Source organism: Nocardia pseudovaccinii (assembly GCF_050942345.1).
GTDB lineage: Bacteria > Actinomycetota > Actinomycetes > Mycobacteriales > Mycobacteriaceae > Nocardia > Nocardia pseudovaccinii.
This window is the reverse complement of the sequence record NZ_CP192074.1, coordinates 2,445,199-2,463,730: the sequence shown is the minus strand read 5'-3', so window position 1 is coordinate 2,463,730 and position 18,532 is coordinate 2,445,199. Positions and strand designations below refer to the sequence as shown.

The window sequence follows — 18,532 nt, the reverse complement described above, 5'->3', positions numbered from 1 at the left end:
CGAACACAGTGTTGTCAATACGCCTTCGGTCGGCTCGGCACCGGTCCAAAATGAACTTGCTACTACGCGACGGTCGGGACCAGCGGTGCACAACCGCTCCAGACGTCAGAACGCAGGTGTGCTTATGCAACAGCCATCGTCCTCGAACGGAAAAATAGGCACCGCACCGCCCGACAGCGCGTTCCCGCTGTCGGCGGCCCAGCGCGGCATCTGGTTCGCCCAGCACATCGCGGGCGATACGCCTATCTCGATCGCACAGTACGTCGAACTGATCGGCGAAGTCGATCTCGACGCGCTCGCCGCGGCCGCCCAGCAGACCGGGCGCGAATTCGGGACCGGATACGTCCGGCTGCTCGATGTCGAGGGGCAGCCGTACCAGCTCGTCGACACCACCATTGTCGACGAACTCACCGTCATCGACCTGCGCGATAAGCCCGATCCCGAAGCAGCCGCACATGCCTGGATGCGCGCGGAGTACTCCGCGCCGCTGGATCTGATGCACGACCGATTGGTCGCGGTGGCCATGCTGCGGCTGGCCGATGACCACTGGTTCTGGTACTCGCGCATGCACCACATCGTGCTGGACGGTATGGGTGCGCTCGCACTGGTACAGCGCACCGGCGAGATCTACAACGCGGCCATCGAGGGCAGCGAGGCGCCGCCCGCCAAGGCCGAACCACTGCAGAAGATCGCCGAAGCCGACCTGGCCTACCGCGGCTCGGACCGATTCGACGCCGACCGCGAGTACTGGCGCGAGCATCTGGCCGGGATGGCCGACCCGGTCAATCTCGCGGGTCGCGAGGCCGATGTCGACGCGCCGCCGAGCCGGGTCTCGGGCGCACTGCCCGCCGCGACGGCCGAATTGCTCGATACCGTGGCGAAGGCGGCCGGCTCGAACGCCGCGCCGACCATCGTCGCCGCCTTCGGCGCCTATCTCGCCGCGATGACCGGTGCGCCCGAAGTGGTGCTGAGCCTGCCGGTTTCGGGACGCACCACGGCGGCACTGCGCCGCTCCGGCGGCATGGTCGCCAATGTCGTTCCGATGCGCCTGATGTTGTCACCGACCACGACGGTCGGCGACGTGATCCGGGCAGCGCAGAGCGAGCTGACCGGGGCGCTGCGCAGACAGCGTTACCGGCAGGAGGACATCGTCCGTGATCTCGGCTGGTCGATGGACGAGGCGTCGTCGTTCGGTCCGGCCGTCAATTTGATGATGGTGGACACCAGGATTCAGCTCGGCTCGGTCACCGGACGACTGCACGTGCTGACATCCGGGTTGATCGATGACGTGTTCTTCAACCTGTATCCGGGCGTCGGCGGCGAGAGCACCCACATCGATCTGCAGGGCAACGGAAACCTGTACAGCACCGATGAACTGGCCGCACACCATGCCCGCTTCCTGATGTTCCTGCACGGGTTCCTGGCCGCCGGACCGGATGCGCCGCTGAGTACCGTCCAGGTCGTCTCCCCGCAGGAGCAGGATCGGCTGGTGCCCGCGCGCGGACCCGAAGCAGTCGCACCGCGCACCCTCCCCGAAATCATCGCGGCCGGTGCCGCACTCGACCCGGAGGCGGTGGCGCTGCGCGGCGGCGATACCACCATGACCTACCGTCAGGTCGACGAGTACACCAACCGCCTGGCCCGCGTGTTGATCGCGGCGGGCGCCGGACCCGAACGCACCGTCGCGATTTCGATTCCGCGTTCGGCCGAATCCGTCCTCGCCACGCTCGCGGTGGCGAAATCCGGTGCGGCATTCGTCCCCATCGACCCGACCTATCCCGCCGACCGGATCGAGCATATGGTCGGCGACAGCGGGGTCGTCGCGGGCTTGACCGTACACCCGGCGCGAAAGTCCTTGCCGGACCGTGTGAATTGGCTGCTGCTCGACGACGACGCGACGGCCGAAACAGTGGACGCGCAGGATTCGGCGACGATCACCGATGCCGAACGCCGTGGGCCGGTACACCTGGATCAGATCGCCTACATCATCTACACCTCCGGATCGACCGGACTGCCCAAGGGTGTGCTGGTGTCGCATCGCGGCCTGGCGAATTTGGTCACCGGTTCCGGCGCCGGATTCGGTGTCGATGCTGATTCCGTAGTGGCACACGCGGTTTCGCCGAGTTTCGATATTTCCGTCGAGGAGATCCTGGTCACCCTCGCGGCGGGTGCGACGCTCGCCGTCGTGCCGCCGTCGTCGTATGCGGGCGAGGAGATGGCCGAAGTTCTACGCGCGCACCGGGTCACCCATCTCAATGTCACCCCGACGGTGGTTGGCTCGCTGGACCCGGCGACGCTGCCGGATCTGCGGACGATCGTCGTCGGTGGTGACGCGTGTCCGCCGGAGTTGGTGACAACCTGGTCCGGGCGGACGCTGTTGAACGGCTACGGGCCCACCGAAACCACCGTCACCGTGACCTTGAGCGGGCCATTGCGCCCCGGCGGGCCGGTAACCATCGGCAGCATCGTGCGCGGCGTCACCGCTGTCGTGCTCGACCCGTGGCTGCGGCCGGTCGCCCGCGGCGCGGTCGGTGAGCTGTATCTGGCCGGCGCGGGCGTCGCGCGCGGCTATCACCAGCGCAACGGTCTGACCGCCAGCCGTTTTGTCGCCAACCCGTACGCGCCGGGTGAGCGGATGTACCGCACCGGCGATCTCGTGCGGTGGACCGCAGACGACGAACTGGAGTACCAGGGCCGCAGCGACTTCCAGGTCAAGGTGCGCGGGTTCCGCATCGAACTCGGCGAGATCGATGCCGCGCTGCAACGGCAGCCCGATGTCGATTTCGCACTCACCATCGGAGCGAAGACTCCTACCGGAGTGACCGCACTGGTGGCGTACGTGCTCGGCAAGCCCGGCACCGAGATTCACCCGGAGGCACTGAAAGCCGCTGTCGGTGAGACGCTTCCGGCCTATATGGTCCCCTCGGTCATCATGGTGCTCGACAGCATTCCGCTGACACCGCTCGGCAAGGTGGACCGCAGGGCCCTGCCCGCTCCGGATTTCAGTGTCCGAGCCGTTGCGAGCCGGGCGCCGTCGACGCCGCGCGAAGCCGCATTGGCCGACTTGTTCGCCGATGTCCTCGGACTCGAGACGGTCGGTGTCGACGACAGCTTCTTCGCACTCGGCGGTGACAGTATCGTCTCCATCCAGCTGGTATCGCGTGCGAAGGCCGCCGGGATCGGCTTCAGTGCACGAGATGTGTTCGAGCGCAAGACCGTTGCCGCGCTGGCCGCGATCGCGACCGACGTGCGCGCGCAGACGGTCACCGAACTGCCCGGCGGCGGGGTCGGCATCGTGGAGCTCACGCCGATCGTGCACGCGATGGTGGAGCAGGGACCGACCTGGAGCCGCTTCGGTCAGGCCGTCTTGATCGGTCTCCCGGAGGCTTTCGGCCGCGACCAGCTCAGCGCCGCGGTCCAAGCACTCATCGACCATCACGATGTGCTTCGCTCCACCCTGCGGCACACCGAGCACGGCTGGGAATGGGTTGTCGCCGAGCGTGATTCGATAATCGCCGATGATTTGATCGAGGTAGTCGCGGCCGACGCGGACTCCGACGACAGCTACGAGCGCGAATTGCAACAAGCGGCGGATCTGCTCGATCCCGAGGCGGGTGTCGTCGCGCGCTTCGTGCTGATCGAGCGGGCGGGGGCCGATCCACTGTGCTGGCTGGTGCTGCACCATCTGGTGACCGACGGCGTCTCCTGGCGAATCCTGCTGCCGGATCTGGCGATCGGGGCGGCGGGCGGCGCACTCGCGCCCATCGGCACCTCCTTCCGGCGGTGGGCATACGGTCAAGCCGAACAGGCACCTGAGCGGATGGCCGAACTGCCACTGTGGCAACAGATGCTGGCCACCCCGGATCCGGTCATCGGCTCGGCGGCACTGGATCCCGCGGTCGACGTCGTCGCCACCATGGGCCAGTGCCGGACCACCGTCGATCCGGACATCGCCAACACCGTGCTGGCCACGCTGCCCGACCAATTCCATTGCGGTGCAGACGATGTGCTGCTCACCGGACTCGCCCTCGCGGTGAGCCGCTGGCGCGATCGCAATACCGCGCTGCTCACCCTGGAAGGCCACGGCCGCTCCGAGACACTGCTGCCAGGCGCCGATATCGCCCGCACGGCGGGCTGGTTCACCAGCATCTACCCGGTGGCCATCGACGTGACCGGCATCGATGTCGACGACGCGTTCGCCGGTGGCGCCGCGGCGGGCACCGCGATCAAGAAGGTCAAAGAACAGCTGCGTGCGGTGCCGGACAAGGGCATCGGCTACGGCATGCTGCGCTATCAGCATCCGGAGTCCGCCGCCGCCCTCGCGGGCGCGCCGATCCCGCAGCTCAGCTTCAACTATCTCGGCCGTGCGCTCACCGGCGGGCACGCGGGAGCCTGGCTGCCACAGCGTTTCGCGGCGACGCACAACGAGTCGGCGCCGCTGGCCGCGGTCGTCGATATCAATGCCGTGCTCACCGATGTCGGCTTGGAGGTCACCTGGGCCTACGCCTCGCGGCTGCTCGACGAGGCGGATGTCGCTCGACTCGCCGAGCTGTGGTCGCAGGCGCTACGCGCGCTCGCGGCGCACGCAGGCTCGCCGGGTGCGGGCGGACGCACCCCGTCGGACTTCGAACTGGTCCCGGTGCGGCAACAGCAGATCGAGAGCTGGGAACGCACCTACCCGAATCTCGTCGACGTCTGGCCGCTTTCGCCGTTGCAGTACGGTCTGCTCTTCCATGCGCTCTACGACACCGACACCGCCGACGACTACACCGTCCAATCACTGCTCACCCTGGCGGGCACCGTCGACGCCGCCCGCTTGCGCAGGGCGGCACAGGCCTTGCTGGAGCGGCACGAGAACCTGCGCGTCGCCTTCGCCGAAACCGATGACGGTCCGCGCCAGCTCGTTCTCGCCGGTGGCGAAATCCGCTGGCACGATATCGATCTCACCGATATCGCCGACGATGACGAACGCGACCGCGAACTCGACCGCCTCATCGCCCTCGATGCCCGCACCCGATTCGAACTCGACCGCCCACCGCTGATCCGCTTCACCCTCATCCGCATCGGGGCCGATATCTATCGGCTGGTCATGACCAATCACCATCTGGTGCTGGACGGCTGGTCGACGCCACTGCTGGTGCGCGAGCTGCTGACGCTCTACGTCACCAGGGGCGACACCTCCGCACTGCCGCCCGCGCACTCCTACCGGGAGTTCCTGGCGTGGCTCGACGAGCAGGACAACGAGGCCTCGCTCGCAGCCTGGACGCAATCGCTGGCCGGTGTGGATTCGCCGACGCGCGCGGTCCCGTCGTTGGCCGGGATCGAATCGACCGAGGCCGGAATGATCTCCCGCGACCTGACCCGGGCCACAGTCGAGCGGCTGGAGACCACCGCACGCGAATCCGGCGCGACGGTGAACACCGTGGTGCAGGCCGCATGGGCAATGCTGCTCGCCATGTCGACCGGGCGCACGGATGTGGTGTTCGGCGGCACCGTATCCGGTAGGCCACCGGAGCTGCCCGGTGTCGAAGAGATGGTCGGACTGTTCATCAATACGCTCCCGGTCCGGGTCCAGCTCGATCCCGCGGAGAAGGTCGCCGACCTGCTGACCCGCATCCAGGCCGAGCAGGCGCGCCTGCTGGACCACCAGCATGTGGGGCTGGCCGCCATCCACCGGGCAATCGGCCTCGCCGAACTCTTCGACACGCTCACCGTATTCGAGTCGTATCCGATCGACCGGGAGGCGCTGTCGCAGGCGCTCGATATCGCGGGTATGCGGGTGCTCGATATCGCGGGCACCGACGCGACGCCCTACCCGTTGGGCCTCATGGTCATTCCGGTGCACGGCGAAGACGGGCACGACACACTGCGCATCAACCTGAAATTCATGGCCGACCAGCTCGATCGCGCGGCGGCACAACCACTGCTCGAGCGCTTCGTCCGGCTACTGACCCAACTCGCCGACAACCCGAATACCCTCGTCTCCCAACTGCGATACTGCGACGACGCCGAACTGGCGACACTGGCACCCGTGCGCGGTGCGGAATCGGTTCCGCCGCAGACACTTCCGGACATCCTGTCAGCGGCCGCGCGCATTGAGCCGGATGCCATCGCGATCACCGCGGGTGATCTCAGCATGAGCTATGGCGAACTCGACGCCTGGTCCAACCGTTTCGCCCGGGTACTGCTCGGTCGCGGTGTCGGTCGGGAGGTCTTCGTCATACTCGCACTCACCCGATCACTGGAATCGGTGGTGGCCGTCTGGGCGCTAGCCAAGTCCGGTGCGGCCTTCCTACCGCTGGATCCGAGCTATCCGGTGGAGCGGATCGAGCACATGCTCACCGATTCGAAGGCCCCGATCGGCGTGACCGTCACGGCGACCGGTGAGACGCTGCCCGGCACCATCGACTGGCTGCTGCTCGACGACCTGAACACGATTCGACGAGTCATGCTCGTCTCCGACGCACCCATCACAGACGAAGAGCGCGGCGGCCCTATCAATATCGACCAGACCGCCTACCTGATCTACACCTCGGGCTCCACCGGCAAGCCCAAGGCTGTCCTGGTCAGCCATCGCGGCCTCGCGAATATGGCCACCGCACAACAAGAGGGCCTCGAACTCGATCCCTCTATCAGTTCGCTACAGGTCGCATCGCCGAGTTTCGACGCATCGGTCATGGAGTTGCTGATGGCGCATTCGACCGGTGGCCGCCTGGTGGTAGCGCCACCGGATGTCTACGGCGGCAGCGATCTCGAACATCTGCTGCGCACCGAACGGATCACCCATGCCGCGATCACGCCGTCGGCGCTGGCCACCATGGAACCGACCGATCTGGCCGACCTGCGGGTGCTCGGGGTCGGGGGCGAGGCCGTCTCACCCGAACTCGTGGACCGCTGGGCGGTCGGGCGGCGGATGGTGAATCTGTACGGCCCCACCGAATTCAGCGTCTGCGCGACCAGCCCCGCCGAACTGCTGCCGGGGAAACCGATCACCATCGGCGGGCCGATCCGCGGCGCGTCGAATCTGGTGCTCGATACCTGGCTGCGCCCGGTACCGGTGGGCATCGCTGGTGAGCTGTACCTGGCCGGGCCGGCGCTGGCGCGAGGTTACTTCAATCGGTTCGAGATGACCGCGGCGCGCTTCATCGCGAATCCGTACGGCGCGGCCGGGGAAAGGATGTATCGGACCGGCGATATGGTCCGATGGGTCACCGGTGCCGATGACGCACTCGAGCTCGAGTATCTGGGCCGCAGCGACTTCCAGGTCAAGATCCGTGGTCTGCGGATCGAACTCGGCGAAATAGATGCCGTGCTCGCACGCGACGAACAGGTCGAATACGCGGTGACCATCGGCCTCACCGGACCGGCGGGCGCGACCGTGCTGGTCTCGTATGTCCTGCCGACCACGGGCACCGAACTCGATCCCGAGCGCCTGCGGGAGCAGGTGGCGGCCGAACTGCCCAGCTATATGGTGCCCGGATACCTGGTCGTGCTCGACGACATTCCGCTGACCCCGGTCGGCAAGCTGGATCGCAGAGCCCTTCCGGTGCCGGACTTCTCGGCGGAAAAGCGGCCGTATCTCGCGCCGCGGACACCGGTCGAACAGGCGGTCGCCGAGGTATTCGGCGAGGTGCTCGGCAGCGAGCAGGTAAGCGCCGACGAGTCGTTCTTCGAACTAGGCGGCAATTCACTCAGCGCGACCAAGGTTGTCGCCCGGATCAATTCGTCCCTCGGCTCCACCATCGCGCTGCGCGATCTGTTCGACGCGCCGACCGTCGCCCAACTGTCCGCACGGGTCATCCCGGCCACCGACGGCAAGCCGGGCCGGTTCACGCTGGCGCCGCGCATCCGTCCGGATCGAATTCCGTTGTCCCCGGCCCAGCAGCGCATGTGGGTACTCAATCGGATGGATCCGGCCTCGCCCGCGTACAACATCGCGGTCGCCTTGCGGCTCACCGGGAACCTCGATGTGGCGGCGATGCAACATGCGCTCGCCGACGTGGTCGATCGGCACGAGAGTCTGCGCACCATCTACCCCGCCGATACGGAGGGACCCCGTCAGGTGGTGATCGGTACGGCGGCCGCCGCGCCGGAGTTGACCGTGATCGACACCGGAGACACCGCGGCCCTGCGTCATCGGATCAATGCCTTGGCCGGTACCGGATTCGATATCACCAAGGAGCCGCCGCTGCGGGTCGGCATCTTCCGGATCGGCGACGGCACCGGTGCGAACGGCAAGGGATCGGTGCCGGTGCCTTCCGGCGCCGGCGCGGGCATTCCGCCGGTGTCGTCGATTCCCCTCGTGGCCGCGGCGCCGGTGGTGGTCGAACCGCCCGCTGTGCATGTCGTCGTGCTCGTGGTCCATCACATCAGCGCCGACGGCGCCTCGATGGCGCCATTGGCGGCCGATCTGGTCGCCGCATACTCGGAGCGGACCAGCGGTGCCGACACGACCCGCGTGCCGCTCGGCGTGCAGTACGCCGATTTCGCGCTGTGGCATCGCGAGTTGCTCGGTAGCGAGTCGGATCCGGAATCGCTTGCGGCACGGCAGATCCGGTATTGGTCCGATATCCTCGGCGGTGCGCCGGATGTGCTGGAGTTGCCCGCCGATCGCCCCCGCCCGGCCGTGCAGTCGATGCGCAGCGCCGACGTCGATTTCAAGCTGGACGCGCAATTGCACGGCGCCATCATCGAATTCGCGGCCGCGAACAATGTCAGCGTGTTCATGGTGGTGCACGCCGCGCTCGCGGTGCTGCTGGCCCGGCTCGGCGGTACCGACGATGTCGTGATCGGCACGCCCGTCGCGGGCCGTGGCGAGGAGGCGCTCGACGAACTAGTCGGCATGTTCGTCAATACGCTGGCCCTGCGCACGCCGGTCGATCCGGGAACCGGATTCCGGCAGTTCCTCGCGACCGTGCGGGCCGCGGATCTGGATGCATTCGGCAATACCGATGTGCCGTTCGAACGGCTCGTCCAGGTGCTCAACCCGACCAGATCGACGGCTCACCATCCGATATTCCAGGTGTCGCTTTCACTGCAGAACTTCGTCGAACCGGTCCTGGAACTGCCCGGATTGCGGTTCGAGGTGGAGGATTTCGATCGCGGCGCCTCGCAATTCGATCTGACGCTCGACCTGCGTGAACGCTTCACCGCCGATGGCCCGGACGGCGTCGAGGGTGTATTGACCTACGCGACGGACCTTTTCGACGAAGCCACGGTGGCGACCTTCGTCGATCGATGGCGTCGCGTGCTCGCGGCAACCGTCTCGGATATCGATATCCGCCTGGCCGATATCGATATCCTCGCCGAATCCGAACGCACCGAGCTGGTTCCGGTTCGCGGCAGCGAGACCGCGGGGACCACCACGCTCACCGATGCGCTCGCCGCATCCGCCGCAGCCTATTCGGACCGCCCGGCTTTGGTCGCCGACGGACGCACGGCGACCTACCGTGAACTCGACACCACGTCGAACCAGTTGGCCCGGCTCCTGCTCGAAGCGGGCGTCGGCACGGAAACCGTGGTGGCTCTTGGGCTCCCCCGCTCCGCTGAACTGCTGATCGGCATGTGGGCGGCCGCGAAGGCCGGTGCCGCCTTCCTGCCGGTCGATCCGAAACATCCGGTGGACCGGATCGATCACATGCTCACCGATTCCGGTGCCCGGGTCGGCCTCACCCTCGCCGCCTACCGGCCACTGCTGCCCGACAGCACCGAATGGCTGGTGCTCGACGAGGCCGAGTTCAGCGGTCGCCAACGGGCGGCAAGTGACGCACCGTTGTCGTCGGAGTCGATCCGTCCGGACAACCCCGCATGGATGATCTATACCTCCGGTTCGACCGGAACACCCAAGGGCGTCACCGTCTCCCATCGCGGTATCGCCGACCTCATCGCGGCACAGCGGGAATCGCTCGGCGTCGACGAGCACTCGCGGGTATTGCAGGTCGCCTCACCGAGTTTCGACGCATCGGTCTTCGAGGCGCTGATGGCATTCGGCTCCGGCGGCGCATCGGTGGTCGCACCACCGGAGGTCTTCGGTGGTAGCGCACTCGCCGAATTGATTGCAGCCGAACAGGTCACGCACATGGTGATCACGCCGTCGGCACTGGCCACCATCGATCCCGCCGAGGTGTCGAGTGTGCGGGTGCTCGCGGTGGCGGGCGAGGCGGTCGGTGCCGAATTGGTCGAGCGCTGGTGTGACGGCCGGAGCATGCTGAATCTCTACGGTCCGACCGAATTCACCATCTGGGCAACAGGTTCCGCGCCGCTCGTCGCGGGCACACCGGTCACCATCGGTGCGCCGATTCGCGGTGCTGCCGTACTGGTCCTGGATGATCGGCTGCGTCCGGTGCCCGTCGGTGTCGCGGGCGAGCTGTACCTCGCGGGCCCCGCGCTGGCCCGCTGCTATCACGCCCGGCCGAGTCTGACCGCCGCGCGCTTCATCGCGAACCCCTTCGGCGGTCCCGGCGAACTCATGTACCGCACCGGTGACCTGGTGCGCTGGATTCGGGCGGCCGGGTTGGAGCTGGAATACATCGGCCGCACCGACTTCCAGGTCAAGGTGCGCGGTCAGCGCATCGAGCTGGGTGAGATCGATGCGGTTCTCGGTCGTGCGGACGGGGTCGACTTCGCGGTCACCCTCGGCGTTCCCGGTCCCACCGGATCCACGGCACTCGCGGCGTATCTCGTGCGCAAGCCCGGTATCGAACTCGATATCGCCCGCGTGCGCGCGTTCGCCGCCGATACCTTGCCCGCGTATATGGTGCCCGCCGCATTCGTGGTCATGGATGCCATCCCGCTCAATGCCGTGGGCAAGCTCGATCGAAGAGCATTGCCGGAACCGGAATTCGTCGTCGAGGAGACCGAGTACCGCGCTCCGACGACTCCCACCGAGGAGATCTTGGCGCAGATCTACGCTGAGCTGCTCGACCGCGACAAGGTGGGCGTCGACGATTCGTTCTTCGCGCTCGGCGGCGACAGCATCATGGCGATCAAACTTGTCTCCCGCGCGAAAATGCATGGCATCCAGTGCACGCCGCTGCAAGTCTTCGAACATCGCACGGTTGCCGCATTGGCCGCTGTGGTGGCCGGGCCGGTCGTGACGCTCGACGAACTGCCCGGCGGCGGGATCGGCGAGTTGCCGCTCACTCCGAGCCTGCACGAGCTGGTCGAGCGTGGCGGCGATATCGACCGCTGCGCGCAGTCCGTGGTGTTGGAACTTCCGGTCCGCGTCGAGCGTGCGCAACTCGTCGCGACACTCGCCGCGGTGGTCGATCGGCACGACATACTGCGCTCGCGGCTCTGGCGAGCCGAGGACAGCTGGCAGTGGCGGGTCGACGAGCCCGGCTCGGTCGATGTCGACGTGCTGGTGCACCGCATCGAATACGATGCCGGAGCCGACGCGCTCGATCTGCGCGAATACGCCGCCACCGAGCTGGATTCCGCGGCAGATCGGCTCTCCCTGGCGAATGGCATTGTGCTGCAAGCTGTCTGGCTCGATCCGGTCGGCGACGCCGGGGCCAGGACCCGATCGGGCCGCCTGATCGTGGTGGCGCATCGACTCGCCGTCGACAGCGCGTCGTGGCGAATTCTGGTGGCGGACTTGATCGCCGCCTGGGCGCAGGTTTCGGTCGGGAACACACCTGTTCTCGCCGACGTCGGTACGTCGATGCGCCGGTGGTCGCATGCCCTCGTCGAGGAGGCGCGGACCGATCGGCGCAGTGCCGAACTCGAGTACTGGCAGGACATGATCGCCGGTCCCGATCCGCTGATCGGCTCCCGCGAGCTCGATCCGGCGATCGATCAGGCGCACACACTGCGCACAGTCGGATTCGAGGTATCCGAGGAGGTCACCACCGCACTGCTCACCACACTGCCGGAACTGTTCCAGGGCGCGGTCACCGATGCTCTGCTCGCCACGCTGACATTGGCGCTGGTGCGGTGGCGGAATGTGGACGAGTCGACGGCCCTGCTGCGTTTGGCGGGCGATGGCAGACGGAATGTGATCCCGGGTGCGAATCTGAATCGGACACTCGGCTGGTTCACGAGTGTCTACCCGGCGCGGCTGGATCTGTCCGCGATCGATATCGATGATGCCAGCACGGGCGGTCCGGCTATGGGAGCGGCGATCCGTGCGATCAAACACCAGCTGCTCGCGGTGCCGGACAAGGGCGTCGGATACGGGATGCTGCGCTACCTCGATCCCACTGCAGCAGAACAACTTCCGGCTCGACTGCCGGGCCGGATCAGCTTCGAATACCTCGGTCGGCACTCGGATGTCGATATTCCCGCCGGACTCGAAGGGCTGGGCTGGTCCGCCACCGATGAATTCGGCGACCTGCGGGCCGATGAGCATCCCGAACTCCCGGTCGCGTCCGCGATCGAGATCAGCGCGGTCGTCGTCGACGATCGGTTGCACGCGGATCTCCGCTTCCCGGAAACACTCGTGGACCGATCCGAGATCGCCGAGTTGTCCCACCTGTGGTGCGAGATTCTCGGTGCGGCAGCTCATTTCGCGCACACCCCCGCGGCACAGCGCGCGGCCGACGATGAAGCCGCGACGATCGCCGCACAGGTTGCGGCACGCGAAACCGCCACCGCACCGGGCGGACTCGGTCTCGATGTGCTGCTGCCGATCCGGCTCGGCGGCACCGAGCCCGCACTGTTCTGCATTCACTCGTCGTCCGGAATGTCCTGGAGCTACTTGGGATTCGCGGAAAGGCTGCGGCCGGGTCGCCCGATCTACGGACTACAGGCCCCGGAACTCAGCGGGCGCGAACCGGCCGCAAGCTCCATCGAGGAGTCCGCCGACCGGTACATCCGCGAAATCCGTGCCGTCCAGCCGAACGGGCCGTACCACCTGCTCGGCTGGTCTTTCGGTGGCCTCATCGCACACGCCATGGCGGCGAAACTGCAGGCGGCGGGCGAAACGGTCGGTGTCGTGGCACTTCTGGACAGCGACCATGCCGATATCGACAGCGACTCCATCGAACATCTTTCCGCGGGCGCGTTCGTCAATACCTTCGGCGCGATCTTCGGCATCGAAGACGTTCCCGCCGAGGCGAGCGCCCAGGAGGCCGCCGAACTCATCGAGGCCCGGCTCGGTATGGAACTCATCGACGCCGAGATCATCGAGCGAATGGCGGCTTCCTACAACGCGGCCGCGCGCACCCGCACCGGCTACCACCGCCCGGTCTACCGGGGCGACCTGCTCTATTTCAGCGCCACCGTGGACAGCTCCGATATGGTCGGGCCGGACGGCTGGCGGCCCTACACCTCCGGCCGGGTCGTCAACCACGATATCGACCTCGCCCACAACGACCTGACCTCGCCACACGCACTCGCCATCATCGCGCCGGTACTCGATGAGCACCTCGCGGCAGCGCCGACACCGGAACCGGGCACGTGACCACCACTCACAGCTTGCTCCCAGCCTGGGCCCACATACCGCCTAGCCTGCGTCCATAGCGTCACGGTCGACAGCTGACCGCGACGACGGAAGGACAACGCAGTGAGCGCACAGCCCGCGCACCGCCGCGATGGCGACGCACACGAGCACGATCTCGGACTCGCCCACGATATGAAGGTGATGTCACGCCGCCGCGCCCTGGCCTTTTTCGGCGCAGCCGGGGCGGCGACGGTGGCGGCTGGCTGCGCATCGGCGACGACCACCACCAGCACCACGACCACCAGCACCAGCACCAGCACCGGCACGGTCGCCGCCGCACCGCAGGAGACTGCGGGCCCGTACCCGGGCGACGGCTCGAACGGCCCCAATGTGCTGATCGAATCCGGCGTGGTCCGATCCGACATCACGACCAGCTTCGGCACGTATTCCGGTGTCGCACAGGGTGTTCCGATGACACTGCGATTGAAGCTGCAGGACTTGGCCAAGAGCGGCGCCGCGGGCGCGGGCATGGCCGTCTACGTCTGGCATTGCGACCGCTCCGGCGAATACTCGCTCTACGGTAAGAGCATTACCGACCAGAACTATCTGCGCGGCGTCCAAGTCGCGGATGCCAATGGCGAGGTGCGGTTCACCTCGATCTTCCCCGCCTGCTATTCCGGTCGCTGGCCGCATATCCATTTCGAGGTCTACGACTCGCTCAGCACGGCCGTGGCGGGCGAGAACGCCCGCCTCACCTCACAGATCGCACTGCCGCAGGACGTGTGCAGCACCGTCTTCGCCGCCGACTCCGGATACGCACAGAGCATCAGCAACCTTTCCCAGATCTCACTCGCCTCGGACAATGTCTTCGGCGACGGCTGGGATGCCGAAATGGCTACGGTCACCGGCACTCCGAGTTCGGGGATGACCGTCTCGATCACCGTCGGCGTCGCCGAGAAATCACAGAACACCCAGTCCGGTAATGGCGGCACGCCACCGGGACAGGGTGGTCCCGGCGGACAAGGTGGCCCCGGCGGACAGGGCGGACCGCCGCCGCGCACGAGGTAAGCAGACACCTCGGCCCCCGGCCGTACTCGACGGGCCGGGGGCCGATAACGCGAACCTATCGGGCGACTCCGCTTTCAGCGCCGATCTGCCGTGCCAGCGCCCAGATGATGAGCACGTCGAGCGCGATCATCACCAACGACCAGAACGGGTACATCGGCGCGAACAGGAAGTTGTCCAGCAGGCTGATCGAGGCCATGACGATACCCGCCAGATAACCCCAGGTCTGTCCGGTGATAATGCCGATGCCCGCGATAATGATCAACACCGCGATCACCAGGTGAACCCAGCCCCAGGCCGAGACATTCACCTGGAAGACCTGATCCTCGGTCAAGACGAATAAGTCACGCTTGGCGATGGCCGCTATGGCGGCGAGCAGATGCAGTATGCCGGTGATCAGAATCAATACGCCCGCGAAGATCGTCATGTCATTGAGCGCGGGTCCGGTTTTGGTCGGGCCGGGACTGGTCATAACACACCCTCCTTGGCGAAACGCGTGGTAACCGACGGCCACAAGGTAACCCTCGCCCCAGCCGAAATGCGGCAGCGCGGCGGCGGGTCACTTACTGAGACTGGTCTCCGGCTCGCGCTGCGCCGCCACTCTGGGGCGGGCCAGTGTGCTCGGCCACCAGATCCGGTCGCCGATATCCAGCGTCAGGGCGGTGACCAGGATCGAGCGCACGATCAAGGTATCCAGCAGCACGCCGACGGCGATGACAATGCCCATTTCGGCGAACGTCACCACCGGCATGGTCGCGAATACCGCGAATGTGCCTGCCAGGACCAGTCCGGCCGAGGTGATCACGCCGCCGGTTGCGGCCAAGCCGATGAGAGCGCCCGCCTTGGTGCGATGCTTGATCGCCTCCTCGTGCACCCGCGACATCAGGAAGATGTTGTAGTCGATGCCGAGTGCAACCAGGAAGACGAAGGTCAGCAGCGGCAGTCCGGCGTCGGCGCCCTTGAAACCGGCCAGATCGAAGATCCAGCGGCTCAGCCCGAGTGCGGCGAAATAGGACAGCACCACGGTCGCCGTGAGCAGAATCGGCGCGGCCACCGCGCGCAGCAGCACCATCAGGATCGCCAGCACAATGGCGAGCACCACCGGCACGATGACCCGATTGTCATGTGCCACAGCACGTTTGATGTCGAGCACGACGGCGGTCTGCCCGCCGACCCTGGCCTGCGGATCCACCGCGTGCACGGCCGCACGCACCCGATCGATGGTGGCCTCGGCGGCCCGGCTGTCCGGCGGATCCGTGAGCGTGCCCTCGAGATAGGCCAGATCATCCTTGACGATCGGTCGCGACGGCGCGGTAATTCCGGGGGTCGAGCCCAACGCGGTGGCGACCGCATCGACGCGCGCGGACGAGGCGACGACCATCACCGGCTGACCGGTGCCCGCCTCGAAATGCCGTTCCAGCACCTCGGTTCCGCTGACCGCGGCGGATGAGCCGACGAAAGCGTCCTTATTCGCGATGCCCTCGGCCTCCAGCCCACCGGCGCCGAGTGCCAGTGCGCCGAGTGCCAGTGCGGTGCCGATCCAGACAGCGCGCGGCCGCCGGGCGATCGCAAATCCGACGCGCGCCCAGATCCCGGATTCGGTCTCGTTGACGGTGCCGAAATTCGGATGCCGCGGCCAGAAGATCCACCGGCCGACGATCACCAGCAACGCGGGCAGCAGCGTCAACATCGCCAACAGCGCCACCGTGATGCCGATGGCACAGACCGGCCCGATGCCCTTGGTGGAATTCATCTCCGCCACCAGCAGCGACAACATCGAGACGATCACGGTGCAACCGCTGGCAAGCACCGCGGGCCCGGCGCGATGCAGTGCGACCGCCATCGCCTCGTGTTTATCGGGATGGCGGCGCAGTTCCTCGCGATAGCGCGCAACCAGCAGCAGCGCATAGTCGGTGCCCGCGCCGAAGACCAGCACGGTGAGCACGGCCTGGCTCTGCGCGTTGACGGTCAGCCCCATCTTGGTCGCGCCGAACACAGCGGCCTGCGATATCACCAGCGCGAAACCGACAGTGATAAGCGGAAACGCCCAGAGCATCGGACCGTAGGTGAGCAGCAGAATGACGATGACGACCGCGGCGGCCGAGTACAGCAGCAGACCGTCGATCCCCTTGAACACCTCGCCGAATTCGGCCGCGTACCCGGCCGGTCCGGTGGCATAGAAGGACAATCCGTCGGGCCGCTCCCCCGCCGCGTCATTGATCGCACCGACCACATTCGTCAGGCGGTTCCAGCCCTCGGATCCCATCGAGATCGGCACCAGGATTTCCAGCCCCTGACCATCTCCGGACTGGATCGGGCCGAGCACCTTATCGGGCACGACATGCTCGACCTGCCGGAACCGTTTGGCATCGGCGCCGACCGCCAGCCGATCGGCCTCGGTGAGCCCGTCGCGGCGTTCGTACACCAGCACCACCGGAACATCGTCGCTATTGCCGAATTTCTCGGCCAGCTTGAATGCCTGGGTGGATTCGGCGCTGTCCGGCAGCCAGGTGACATTGTCGTTCTTCTGTGCGCCGGTGAGCTTTCCGGCGAAGGAGCCCAGTGCCAGCAGGGCGATGATCCAGACGCCGAGCACCACCCATTTGCTCCGACGGCCACTCGGCACACGCGCTAATCGGCCGAGCAGATCGGACATATCCGGGTCGGTCGGTGCGGACATCGGGCCCCCTCGGTCGCCGCCACTCAGTCGGACCGATGCTACTGCCGGGCTCAGACATCCGCGAGTGAAAATGTGATGCTGCGCCCACTTCGGTGCAACCGACCGGGCCCGGCGCACCATCGGTTGCCACCGAGTACGTGCAGCAATCTCGGTTCCGACACCACAACCACGTGTCCTCGCCGCACCGGCCCCGCGACCGGCCGGTCCGCAACCTGCGGGCGACCACGATGACGGCGCCGGTATCGATGCACGGATTCGGTGGCATGTGCCGCACAATGGGTGCCGCAGGCGGTGGTCACCGGCGCATCTGCGCCATCGCGAAAGACACCGCTGCGACACAAGGTGTTGTGCTGCATGGACTTGTCACCCCCAAGGAGTAGTGTCCAGGGCGTAGCAATTCCGTGACGGCAGCGTGCTCGGGAAGGGTGTGGAGGCAGGATGAAACTGATCGATCGGGTGTCGGCCATCAACTGGAATCGGGTGCCCGACGAGAAGGATGCCGAGGTCTGGGATCGCCTGACCGGCAACTTCTGGCTGCCCGAGAAGGTGCCGGTGTCCAACGACATCCCGTCGTGGAACACCCTCACCGCCGACGAGAAGCAACTGACCATGCGGGTCTTCACCGGCCTGACGCTGCTGGACACGATCCAGGGCACGGTCGGCGCGGTGAGCCTGATCCCGGACGCCGCGACGCCGCACGAGGAGGCGGTGCTCACCAATATCGCGTTCATGGAGTCGGTGCACGCCAAGAGCTACAGCTCGATCTTCTCCACGCTGTGCTCCACCCGCGAGATCGACGATGCGTTCCGCTGGTCGGAGGAGAACCGAAACCTGCAGCGCAAGGCCGAGATCGTGCTGGAGTACTACCGCGGCGACGATCCGCTCAAGCGCAAGGTGGCCTCCACCCTGCTGGAGAGTTTCCTGTTCTACTCCGGCTTCTACCTGCCGATGTACTGGTCCTCGCGGGCCAAGCTCACCAACACCGCCGACCTGATCCGCCTGATCATCCGCGACGAGGCCGTACACGGCTACTACATCGGTTACAAGTACCAGAAGGGCCTGGAACTGCTCGGCCAGGCCGAACGCGACGACCTCAAGAACTACACCTTCGAGCTGCTCTTCGAGCTCTACGACAACGAGGTCGAATACACCCAGGATCTCTACGACGAGGTCGGCCTCACCGAGGACGTCAAGAAGTTCCTGCGCTACAACGCCAACAAGGCACTGATGAACCTCGGCTACGAAGGCCTGTTCCCCAAGGACGAAACCGAAGTCAACCCGGCCATCCTCTCGGCCCTGTCCCCCAACGCCGACGAGAACCACGACTTCTTCTCCGGCTCCGGCTCCAGCTACGTCATCGGCAAGGCCGTCAATACCGAAGACGAAGACTGGGAGTTCTGAACTAC

Annotated in this window: 5 protein-coding genes; 3 read left to right on the top strand and 2 right to left on the bottom strand. The window is 66.5% G+C overall.

What is annotated here, in order from left to right; all coding sequences use genetic code 11:
- Positions 1–124: 124 nt before the first annotated feature.
- Positions 125–13,402 carry an amino acid adenylation domain-containing protein gene (locus ACQPZ2_RS11145; protein WP_433525469.1) on the top strand — a complete coding sequence of 4,426 codons (13,278 nt, stop codon included), beginning with the start codon at positions 125–127 and terminating at the stop codon, positions 13,400–13,402.
- Between the two features lie 102 nt (positions 13,403–13,504).
- Entirely contained in the window at positions 13,505–14,449 is a 945-nt protein-coding gene (locus ACQPZ2_RS11140) for a dioxygenase (protein WP_433525468.1), read from the top strand.
- A gap of 55 nt (positions 14,450–14,504) precedes the next feature.
- On the opposite strand, the gene ACQPZ2_RS11135 is transcribed toward ACQPZ2_RS11140, so the two are convergent.
- Entirely contained in the window at positions 14,505–14,918 is a 414-nt protein-coding gene (locus tag ACQPZ2_RS11135) for a DUF7144 family membrane protein (RefSeq protein ID WP_433525467.1), read from the bottom strand.
- Between the two features lie 87 nt (positions 14,919–15,005).
- Positions 15,006–17,126 (bottom strand): MMPL family transporter, encoded by a 2,121-nt coding sequence (locus ACQPZ2_RS11130; protein ID WP_433525466.1) that lies wholly within the window; start codon positions 17,124–17,126, stop codon positions 15,006–15,008.
- A gap of 438 nt (positions 17,127–17,564) precedes the next feature.
- Between ACQPZ2_RS11130 and nrdF the strand changes: the two genes are divergently transcribed.
- Positions 17,565–18,527 carry a class 1b ribonucleoside-diphosphate reductase subunit beta gene (gene nrdF, locus ACQPZ2_RS11125; protein ID WP_364393736.1) on the top strand — a complete coding sequence of 321 codons (963 nt, stop codon included), beginning with the start codon at positions 17,565–17,567 and terminating at the stop codon, positions 18,525–18,527.
- The last annotated feature ends 5 nt before the right edge of the window (positions 18,528–18,532 follow it).

Coding starts and splice junctions, on each gene's coding strand:
- ACQPZ2_RS11130 (WP_433525466.1), bottom strand. CDS start 17,126: ATGTCCGCACCGACCGACCCGGATATGTCCGATCTGCTCGGCCGATTA.
- ACQPZ2_RS11145 (WP_433525469.1), top strand. CDS start 125: ATGCAACAGCCATCGTCCTCGAACGGAAAAATAGGCACCGCACCGCCC.
- nrdF (WP_364393736.1), top strand. CDS start 17,565: ATGAAACTGATCGATCGGGTGTCGGCCATCAACTGGAATCGGGTGCCC.
- ACQPZ2_RS11135 (WP_433525467.1), bottom strand. CDS start 14,918: ATGACCAGTCCCGGCCCGACCAAAACCGGACCCGCGCTCAATGACATG.